The 8,501-nt window shown below is 65.2% G+C and carries 8 protein-coding genes and 3 pseudogenes; 2 read left to right on the top strand and 9 right to left on the bottom strand.

The features are described from left to right. The 7 genes and pseudogenes from EOA75_RS24340 to EOA75_RS24310 all read right to left on the bottom strand — a co-directional run. A pseudogene (locus EOA75_RS24340) lies at window positions 1-409 on the bottom strand (peptidoglycan-binding protein); the annotation flags it as partial. A 1-nt stretch (window position 410) separates the two neighbouring features. Continuing rightward, on the bottom strand, window positions 411-1,430 hold the full coding sequence (locus EOA75_RS24335; protein WP_067319476.1) for a MotA/TolQ/ExbB proton channel family protein: 1,020 nt from the start codon (window positions 1,428-1,430) through the stop codon (window positions 411-413). Between the two features lie 105 nt (window positions 1,431-1,535). Then, window positions 1,536-2,228 (bottom strand): hemolysin III family protein, encoded by a 693-nt coding sequence (locus EOA75_RS24330; RefSeq protein WP_164746716.1) that lies wholly within the window; start codon window positions 2,226-2,228, stop codon window positions 1,536-1,538. A gap of 192 nt (window positions 2,229-2,420) precedes the next feature. Further along, window positions 2,421-3,221 carry an inositol monophosphatase family protein gene (locus EOA75_RS24325; RefSeq protein WP_095824090.1) on the bottom strand — a complete coding sequence of 267 codons (801 nt, stop codon included), beginning with the start codon at window positions 3,219-3,221 and terminating at the stop codon, window positions 2,421-2,423. 25 nt (window positions 3,222-3,246) lie between these two features. Further along, window positions 3,247-3,813, bottom strand: a complete 567-nt coding sequence (efp, locus tag EOA75_RS24320; protein ID WP_067001754.1) for an elongation factor P — start codon at window positions 3,811-3,813, stop codon at window positions 3,247-3,249. Window positions 3,814-3,945: 132 nt separating this feature from the next. Next, entirely contained in the window at window positions 3,946-5,109 is a 1,164-nt protein-coding gene (locus tag EOA75_RS24315; protein WP_245466725.1) for a tetratricopeptide repeat protein, read from the bottom strand. A gap of 1 nt (window position 5,110) precedes the next feature. Next, window positions 5,111-5,758 carry a thiamine phosphate synthase gene (locus EOA75_RS24310; RefSeq protein WP_095824195.1) on the bottom strand — a complete coding sequence of 216 codons (648 nt, stop codon included), beginning with the start codon at window positions 5,756-5,758 and terminating at the stop codon, window positions 5,111-5,113. 225 nt (window positions 5,759-5,983) lie between these two features. Here EOA75_RS24310 and EOA75_RS24305 point away from each other — a divergent pair, with 225 nt between their 5' ends. Beyond that, complete coding sequence (locus EOA75_RS24305) at window positions 5,984-6,712, top strand: class I SAM-dependent methyltransferase (protein WP_127325352.1); 729 nt, start codon at window positions 5,984-5,986, stop codon at window positions 6,710-6,712. A 30-nt stretch (window positions 6,713-6,742) separates the two neighbouring features. Here EOA75_RS24305 and EOA75_RS24300 read toward each other — a convergent pair. Beyond that, a pseudogene (locus tag EOA75_RS24300) lies at window positions 6,743-7,202 on the bottom strand (GNAT family N-acetyltransferase). A gap of 191 nt (window positions 7,203-7,393) precedes the next feature. Between EOA75_RS24300 and EOA75_RS24295 the strand changes: the two are divergent. Further along, on the top strand, window positions 7,394-8,164 hold the full coding sequence (locus EOA75_RS24295; RefSeq protein ID WP_095799968.1) for a sulfite exporter TauE/SafE family protein: 771 nt from the start codon (window positions 7,394-7,396) through the stop codon (window positions 8,162-8,164). Window positions 8,165-8,204: 40 nt separating this feature from the next. Here EOA75_RS24295 and EOA75_RS24290 read toward each other — a convergent pair. Beyond that, window positions 8,205-8,501, bottom strand: a pseudogene (locus tag EOA75_RS24290) (hypothetical protein); the annotation flags it as partial.

Here is an 8,501-nt window from a genome sequence, read left to right as displayed (position 1 = left end):
CGCTCAGCGCTTGCTGGCTGATCTGGCGCTGGTTGCTGAGTTCGCCGGACAGCGCGTCCGCCCGCTTGTTGGCCGCGTCGCCGGCGCCGGCACCCTGCTCCAGCAATTGCTGAAGGCGGCTCTTTTCCGCCTCCGCCGCCGACAGCGAGGCCTGCAGATTGGCGAGCGTATCTTCCTTGTCCTGGCTGTTCGAGCGCTCCAGCGCCAGCAACTGCGTCAGCTCGTTGATCTGCGAGTTGAGGCGGCTGAGCACCGTGTCCTTGCCGGAGATTTCGCGGCTGAGCAGGAATTGCGCCAGCACGAAGACCGTCAGCAGGAACATGATGGCGAGCAGAAGCGTCGACAGCGCGTCGACGAAGCCGGGCCAGTAGTCGATGCGGCGATCGGCGCGCCGCCTTGCCAGCGCCACGTCAGTGCACTCCGGTCTTCTTCAGGGCGTCAGCGATCTTTTCCAGCGTGTTGCGCATCGCCTTCTGTTCGTCCGACTGCGCCTCGACCCAGTCGCGCATGATCTGCTGTTCGGAGCGCATGTTCTTGACCAGTCCGGAAATGCCGTCCGCCAGGTTGGCCATGGCGGTGGCGACGCGCGGGTTGGAGCCGCCGCCATTTTCCTGCAGGCTGCGCAGCCGTTCCGACAGCAGGCGGATCTCCTCCGACGGCTCGGCGCGCGCCGATTCCGACACGACGATATCGGACGAGAGATCGGTGACCGAGGACAGCCAGTTCTCGAGTTCGGTGTAGAAGCGGGTCTGGGCGCGGCCGGCCTGCAGGTCGAGAAAGCCGAGCACCAGCGAGCCGGACAGGCCGAACAGCGAGGACGAGAAGGCCGTGCCCATGCCGGCGAGCGGCGCCGAGAGGCCCTGCTTGAGCGCGTCGAGCACGGCGGCGGCATCGCCGCTGCCGGGGTCGAGCGCCTCGATCGTCTCGCGGATGGAGGCGATGGTGTTGAGCAGGCCCCAGAAGGTGCCGAGCAGGCCAAGAAACACCAGCAGTCCGACGAGATAGCGCGAGGTGTCGCGGCTTTCATCGAGGCGCGTGGCGATGGAATCGAGCATGGTGCGCATCGAAGAGGTCGAGAAGGCGATCGTCGACGAGCGGCCGATCATCGCCTTCATCGGCGCCAGGAGCACCGGCTCGGTGGTCTCGGAGCCGGCGCGGAAGGAATTGACCCAGCGCACCTCTCTGAACAGCCGGCCGACCTGGGCGAAGGCGAGCAGGATGCCGACGGCGAGCACGCCGATGATCAGCCCGTTGAGGCCGGGATTGCTGGAGAAGGCGGAGGAGATCTGGCGGGTGAGGATGGCGGCGATGAAGGCGACGATGACCAGGAAGATCACCATCGTGAGCAGGAAGACCTGCGGGCTCGACAGCTTGTGCGGATCGTAGACCAGGACATCCGAGCGCCTGCCGAAGGATCTGAGAAAAGCCATCCGTGCCCCGTTTCCGATGCCACCCGCCGCAGAATTGTCGCGACTCTAAACGGAATTGTGACCAAATTGAATGGTGCTTGACAATATCGCCCCGCGCGGGTCGTTTCAAAAACGGCTAATGACCAGACAGTCGACCATGGCGGCCAGGTGCAGCCCGGCGCCGGTGACGACGAAGCCATGCCAGACGGCATTGTGGAAACGCAGGCCTTTCCAGGCAAAGAAGATGACGCCCAATGAATAGACGATGCCGCCCGCGAGCAGCAGCATGACGGAGGCAGGCGGCAGCGTCGCGACCAGCGGTCCGGCGAGCACGACGCCGCTCCAGCCGATGGCGAGGTAAAAGAGGATCGCCAGCCGGTCATAGCGCCCGGGCAGGAACATCTTGATGGCGACGCCCATTGCCGCCGCGCTCCACACGATAACGATCATCGGCACGGCAAGCGCGGACGTGTGCAGCTGGGTCAGGAAAGGCGTGTAGGTGGCGGCGATCAGCAAATAGATCGCGGCATGGTCGAAGCGGCGCAGGATCCACTTCGCCGGCCACGATATCGGCCACAAATTATAGGCCAGCGATATCGACAGCACGGTGAGCAGCGACACAACGTAGAAGACGGCGGCGACATACTCACCCGGGCCGGAATGGAAGGCGGCTAAAGCCAGGAAGGCCGAGCCGGCGGCGATCGCCAGCACGATGCCCACAGCATGGACGATGCCATCGGCGATCATCTCGGCGCGCGAATAGTGCCAACGGCCGACAAAGGGGATTTCGATCGATGTATTTGCGCGAGCGTCGTTCATGAATGATCCTGCAACCATAATCTGGGCAGTCGCGGATCAGTATTTCAAGCTTCGGTTGCGGTTTTGCGACGAGCTCGCCGCGCGTCCTTTCGACGCGCAAAGGGGGCTGCAGCCCTTTGATTTGCGCTTATCCGTTCCGAACCGGAGGCCTGCGAAATCGATTCCGATTTCGGGGTGATGCGATAGCGCGCTTCAGCGCGCAGCCAGCGGCTTCTTTACCGTCTTCAAGAGGGCGCGTTGGATAAGCTCGTTGCCGGCGACGATGGAGCCGGCCTCCAGCATGTCCTGCCCGCCATCCATATCCGAAACGAAGCCGCCCGCTTCACGGATGAGCAGGGCGCCGGCGGCGATGTCCCAGGCCGAAAGGTTGGCTTCCCAAAACCCGTCCATGCGGCCGGCCGCGACATAGGCGAGATCGAGCGAGGCGGAGCCAAGGCGGCGGACGCCCGAGACCTCGGCCATGACATTGCGCAACTCGATCAGGAAATTGCCGTGCTGGCCGCGCCCAAGATGCGGCACGCCGCAGCCGATCACGGCATCGGTGAGCTTGGCGCGTCCGGCGACGCGCAGCCGGCGGTCGTTCATGAAGGCGCCGCCGCCGCGCTCGGTGGTATAGAGCTCGTCCATGGCCGGATTGTAGACGACACCGGCGACGATCTGGCCCTGGCGCTCGAGCGCGATCGAGACCGCGAAGAGCGGGATGCCGTGGAGGAAGTTGGTCGTGCCGTCGAGCGGGTCGACGATCCAGCGATGCTGGCCGTCCTCGCCGTCGACGGCGCCGCGCTCCTCCATCAGGAAGGCGTAGCCCGGCCGCGCCTTCGACAGTTCGGCAAAGACGATCTCTTCGGCCTTGCGGTCGGCCTGGCTGACATAGTCGCCAGGCCCCTTCATCGAGACCTGCAGGTTCTGCACCTCGCCGAAATCGCGCGACAGCGACCGGCCGGCCTTCATCGCGGCCTGGACCATGACATTGAGGAGAGCGGAACGCGCCATTCTTCTTCTTCCTGTGTTGGCCGTTTTATTCTGCGCGACGCACGTAAGTGATCTCGTTGGTGTCGACGATGATGCGCTCGCCGGCCGAGATGAAGGGCGGCACCAGGACGCGGACACCGTTTTCCAGCACTGCAGGCTTGTAAGAGGACGCCGCCGTCTGGCCCTTCACCACGGGGTCGGCCTCGGTGATGGTCAGCGTCACCTGGTCGGGCAGCGAGATGCCGATCGGCCGCTCCTCATAGAGCTGGACCGTGACCATCATGCCGTCCTGCAGGAAGGCGGCGCGCTCGCCGACGAAATCCTTGTTCAGTTCGAGCTGCTCGTAGCTTTCGGTGTCCATGAAAACCAGCGCGTCGCCCTGCTCGTAAAGGAAGGAGAAATCCTTCATCTCCAGCCGGATCTGCTCGACGGTCTCGGCCGAGCGGAAGCGCTCGTTGAGCTTGGTGCCGTTGATCAGGTTCTTCAGCTCGACCTGGTTGTAGGCGCCGCCTTTGCCGGGCTTCACGGTGTTGGTCTTGACCGCGACCCAGAGGCCGCCGTCATGCTCGATGACATAGCCGGGACGGATTTCGCTGCCACTGATCTTGGCCATGTTGAACTGATCCGGAATGAGATTTTTGGCGCGGAGCGCGCTTTGGCGCCTCCAAGACCACAAATCGCATTGAGTGGCAAGGGAGGGCGTCGCGACCGCTCATGGAGATGGCCGCTGCCGTGAGCCGTCTTTTCAGGGCAGCCGGTTCGCCCTCTGCAGCGCCTGCTTGGTCTGACCGTCGTCGAGGCCCTGCAGGAAATCGTCCATCTGCGGGTCGATCAACCCGGCGCGCCGGGCGACGATATACCAGGCTCCGGCCAGGATCAGATCGGGGTCGGTACCGATGCCGCCCATATAGAGTTTGGCGAGGCGGTTCTGGGCGGCGACATTGCCGCCTTCGGCCGCGCGCCTCATCCAGGCAAAGCCCGATTTCAGGTCGCGATCGCCGCCGCGCCCCTCGATCATCCATGCGGCGAGGTCAAGTTGCGCGGTGTCGTAGTTCTGCCGGGCGGCCTGCGCCAGCAGGGTGCGTGCCTTGGCGTCGTCGCGCGGTTTGCCGCCGGCGCCGTTGGCGTAGATTTGCGCCATCGCATATTCGGCGTCGGCAAGGCCGGTACTGGCGGCGCGCTCATAATACACAGCCGCCTTGGCGATGCCGGCATCGCCCGGATCCTGCTGGACGAGCAATTGGGCGAAGTTGAACTGGGCCAGGCGGTTGCCCGCCTCGGCGGCGGCCTGCATCAGCGCATAGGCTTCCTTGGCGTCCTTCTTCACATAGCGTCCGTCGAGCAGCATCAGCGCATATTGGAACTGCGCCTCCGGCACGCCCTGCTCGGCGGCGAGCCCATACCATTTCGCGGCCTCTGCCGCGTTGAGTGGCACGCCCAGCCCACGCGACAGGATCTCGGCGACCAGTGTCTGCGCCGCGGGGTCGCCGTTCTTGGCCCGCACCATGGCAAGGTTGTAGGCGGTCTTATAGAGGCCGCGCTGGAAGGCGCCGTAGGCGGCGTCCGGGAGCTTGGCGCCGAAGCGATCGGGATTGATGGTATCGGCCGATGGCGGTTGAAGCGTTGCCGGCTGTGGCAGCGGTGTTTCGATCGGCTTATCGGCATAGGCCGCGCCAGTATTCGGGGCGGCAGCATTCGGGGCGCCGGTATTTGGGGCGCTTAAATTCGGAATGCTTGTATCTGGGGCGCCGGTAGCAGGGGCGCTTGTATCCGGCGCGCTCGTGTCGGGTGTGGTCGTGTCCGGTCTGGGCTGCGGCACCGGCGGGGTCTCGGCGGCGGCCACGGCGGCGGCCGCCTGGATCGTCAAGGCCGCGGCCAACGCCGCGAAGGAAAGCCGGGACCAGCGCACGTCAGTCCTCGAAGCGCGGCGCGATTTGGTCGAGCAGCGCGTTGGCCGCGGCGACCGCCGCGCGCGGATCGAGTCCGTCGGCGAAGACGGCGCTGGAGAGCGCCACGAACTCGGCGCCGGTGGCCGCTACCGTTTCCACCGACGCCAGCTCGGAGCCGGCCATCACGATGCAAGGAATCTGGATCATCTGCGCCCACCATTCACCGAGAGCGAGATTGCGGTGGTGCGGCTCGGGCTTGTTGTCATAGCCGAAGCGGCCGAAGAACATGTAGTCGGGCCGCTCCTCGCCGAGCTCCAGCGCCTCGTCGCGGGTCTTGGCGCCGCCCGCCCCGACCATCATCCTGTCGGCCAAGCGCTCGATCGTCTCGGCCAGTTCCTGGCGGTTTGCCTCGACATGGATGCCGTCGGCATGGACGCGGCCGGCGATGCGGCTGTCGCCGGCGACGATGACGGCGACGCCGGCGGCCTGCGCGATCGGCACGATCTTCTCGGCGAAGGCCTGGAAGGCGGCGTCATCCATGCCGTTTTCGGGCAGGATCAGCGAGGCGACGTCGCCGCCGTCGAAGGCGGTGCAGATGTGCTCGGGAGTCACAAGCGGCGGCGCGATCAGCACGATTCGGCAGCGATTGGGCGGGGTTGCTTCATTCATCGGTCTTCGATCCCGGTTTTCGCCTATGCCGGGCGAACATGGTGGCATTGCGGCATAGAGCAAAGCGTCCGGCTTGAACAGGAGGCGGGCGAAGATCGCCGCTGAAAAGCGTCGCGGCAGCAGCGGCTTGCGCAATCTTCAAGGACTGACAGACGGCCTGTTGAAGCTGCTGATGGACGCTAACGAAACGACCGCTAGGTTAGCAAGTGAAAGCACGGGAAGAGCATGGCGCAAAATATCTACGACAAGGCCGATTTCTTCGAAGGCTACAGCCGTCTGCATCGTTCGGTGGAAGGGTTGGACGGCGCGCCCGAGTGGCCGGTTCTGCGCGCCATGCTGCCGAAGGTGGGTGGTCTAAGCATCGTCGATCTCGGTTGCGGCTTCGGCTGGTTCTGCCGCTGGGCGCGGGCGCACGGAGCCAAGCAGGTTCTGGGCCTCGACCTGTCGGAAAGGATGCTCGCCCGAGCACGCGCCGCCGGCTCCGACGAAGCCATAGCCTATGAGCGCGTCGACCTCGACGAGCTGAGCCTGCCGAAGGCGCGCTTCGACCTCGCCTATAGCTCGCTTGCCCTGCATTATGTCAGCGATGCCGCGCGGCTGTTCGCGACGGTTTACCAGGCCCTGGTCCCTGGCGGGTTCTTCGTCTTCTCGACGGAGCATCCGATCTTCAAGGCTCCAAGCAATCCGGGCTGGTCCGTGGACGCCGCAGGAAGGAACGTCTGGCCCGTCGATCAGTATCTGGTGGAAGGGCCGCGCACGACCGACTGGTTCTCCGAGGGTGTGGTGAAGCACCACCGCACACTCGGCACCACGCTCAACAACCTGATCCAGGCCGGGTTCACCATCGGCCGCGTGGAGGAATTCTGTCCAACTGAAGGGCAGATCGCCGCCAGGCCTGAACTGGCCAAAGAGGTCGAGCGGCCGATGTTTCTTCTGGTTCAGGCGCGGCGATGAGAGGTCGCCGGCATCGCCGGCGCGGGTGCGTCAAAGATCCAGCTTGTAGCCGATGTGGCTCGCCTTGAAGCCGACCCGTTCGTAGAAGCGGTGCGCGTCGAGCCGGCTCTTGTTGGTCGTCAGTTGCACCACCCTGCAGCCGCGCTCGCGGCATCTTTCGATCGCCCATTCCAGCAGGCCATGCCCGAGCCCCTCTCCGCGCCGGCTCGCCGCGACGCGCACCGCCTCGATCTGGCCGCGCCAAAGCGCCCTGCAACGACAGGCCTGGGATAAAACTGATCTGCAAGGTGCCGATGACTTCGGCGCCGTCCGTCATCACCGCCAGGAAATGGTTCGGGTTGCCGTCTATGGTCGCGAAGGCGTCCTGATAGGCTTGCGCCAAAGGCACGCTTGCATTCTCGCGGGCGCGGCCAAGCGCGTCATCGGCAAGCATCGCGACGATCGCCGCAAGATCGGCTTTGTCCGCGCGGCGGATCAGGACTTCGCTCATCGTCAAACCTCATGCTGGGCGGGTGACCTTATGCATGGCCCGCCGCCAGCCGCAAACTCGGCAGGCTGGATTACGGACAGTTGATCGCGCCGACCGGCTGGCGGGGCGCTTCGGCTATCGCGGTCTTTCGCTTTCTGGTCTATTGCAAGTCTCCCGCCATCCTCCAGCCGTTTCTTGTCGCCGTATCTCCCATGTCAGGCCTGCTCAGCGATCCCTGGTTCTATGCCGCCGCCATTCCGGCGGTCATCCTCGTCGGCCTGTCGAAGGGCGGCTTCGGCGGCGCCGTAGGCTTCGTCGGCGTGCCGCTGATGGCGCTGGCCATCCCGCCGGTGCAGGCGGCGGCCATCCTGCTGCCGATCCTTTGCCTGATGGACATCGTTTCGGTGTGGACATGGTGGGGCGTCTATGATCGCAAGATGCTGGTCGACATGATGCCCGGCGCCGTCATCGGCATCGGCCTCGGCTGGCTGACGGCGGCCCTGGTGACGGAGGAAATGGTGCGGCTGATCGTCGGCGCGGTCGCGCTGGTCTTCGTCCTGCGCTGGATCTATCTGCAGTTTCGCCACGGCGCCGACCACGAGGTGGAGCCGAACCGCATCGCTGCGGCGTTCTGGGGCATCGTTGCGGGCTTCACCAGCTTCGTCGCCCATGTCGGCGGCCCGCCCTTCCAGGTCTACGCGCTGCCGATCCGGCTCGACCCGAAGGTGCTGTCAGGGACGGCGGCGATCTTCTTCGCCGCTACCAACGCGCTGAAGCTCATTCCCTATTTCGCGCTTGGCCAGTTCGACAGCGCCAATCTCACCGCATCGTTTGCGCTGATGCCGCTGGCGCCGCTTTCCACCATCGCCGGCGCCTGGCTGGTGCGCCGCATGCGGCCGGAGGTGTTTTATCCGTTCACATACGCGACGGTGGCGGTGGTGGCGCTCAAGCTGCTCTGGGATGGTATTGCAGGCCTGATGTGATGGGCAGGGCGGCGCACCGGCGCCGCCCGCTACAGAAGGATCAAGCGGCGCTCGGCACCAGCTGGCGGCCGCCGCCAAGCGCAAGCGCTGCGCCGGACGCGATCACCAGCACCATGCCGGCGAGGATGCCGATGTCGTGAAGCGTAGGCTTCAGCACCATGTCGGCGATGATCACCAGCATCACCGCGTAGTCGAAACGCGCCCAGCGCATCATGCGCTGGCCGATGGCGAGAACCGCCGGCGTCACGCCTTCCTTGGCGACCATGGCCCCCATCCGCTCGCCGGTCGGCTTGAAAACGAGCATGCCGATCGAGAAGGTCGTGGCGTAGCCGACAAG

It is taken from the genome of Mesorhizobium sp. M1A.F.Ca.IN.022.07.1.1 (genome assembly GCF_003997575.1).
Taxonomy (GTDB): domain Bacteria; phylum Pseudomonadota; class Alphaproteobacteria; order Rhizobiales; family Rhizobiaceae; genus Mesorhizobium.
The sequence above is the reverse complement of the archived record's forward strand: the minus strand, read 5'-3'. Positions and strand labels throughout refer to the sequence as shown.

Bases quoted from the DNA above. Each gene is read 5' to 3' on its own strand.
- EOA75_RS24330 (WP_164746716.1), bottom strand. From the start codon at position 2,228: ATGAACGACGCTCGCGCAAATACATCGATCGAAATCCCCTTTGTCGGC.
- EOA75_RS24305 (WP_127325352.1), top strand. From the start codon at position 5,984: ATGGCGCAAAATATCTACGACAAGGCCGATTTCTTCGAAGGCTACAGC.
- EOA75_RS24325 (WP_095824090.1), bottom strand. From the start codon at position 3,221: ATGGCGCGTTCCGCTCTCCTCAATGTCATGGTCCAGGCCGCGATGAAG.
- EOA75_RS24295 (WP_095799968.1), top strand. From the start codon at position 7,394: ATGTCAGGCCTGCTCAGCGATCCCTGGTTCTATGCCGCCGCCATTCCG.
- EOA75_RS24310 (WP_095824195.1), bottom strand. From the start codon at position 5,758: ATGAATGAAGCAACCCCGCCCAATCGCTGCCGAATCGTGCTGATCGCG.
- EOA75_RS24335 (WP_067319476.1), bottom strand. From the start codon at position 1,430: ATGGCTTTTCTCAGATCCTTCGGCAGGCGCTCGGATGTCCTGGTCTAC.
- efp (WP_067001754.1), bottom strand. From the start codon at position 3,813: ATGGCCAAGATCAGTGGCAGCGAAATCCGTCCCGGCTATGTCATCGAG.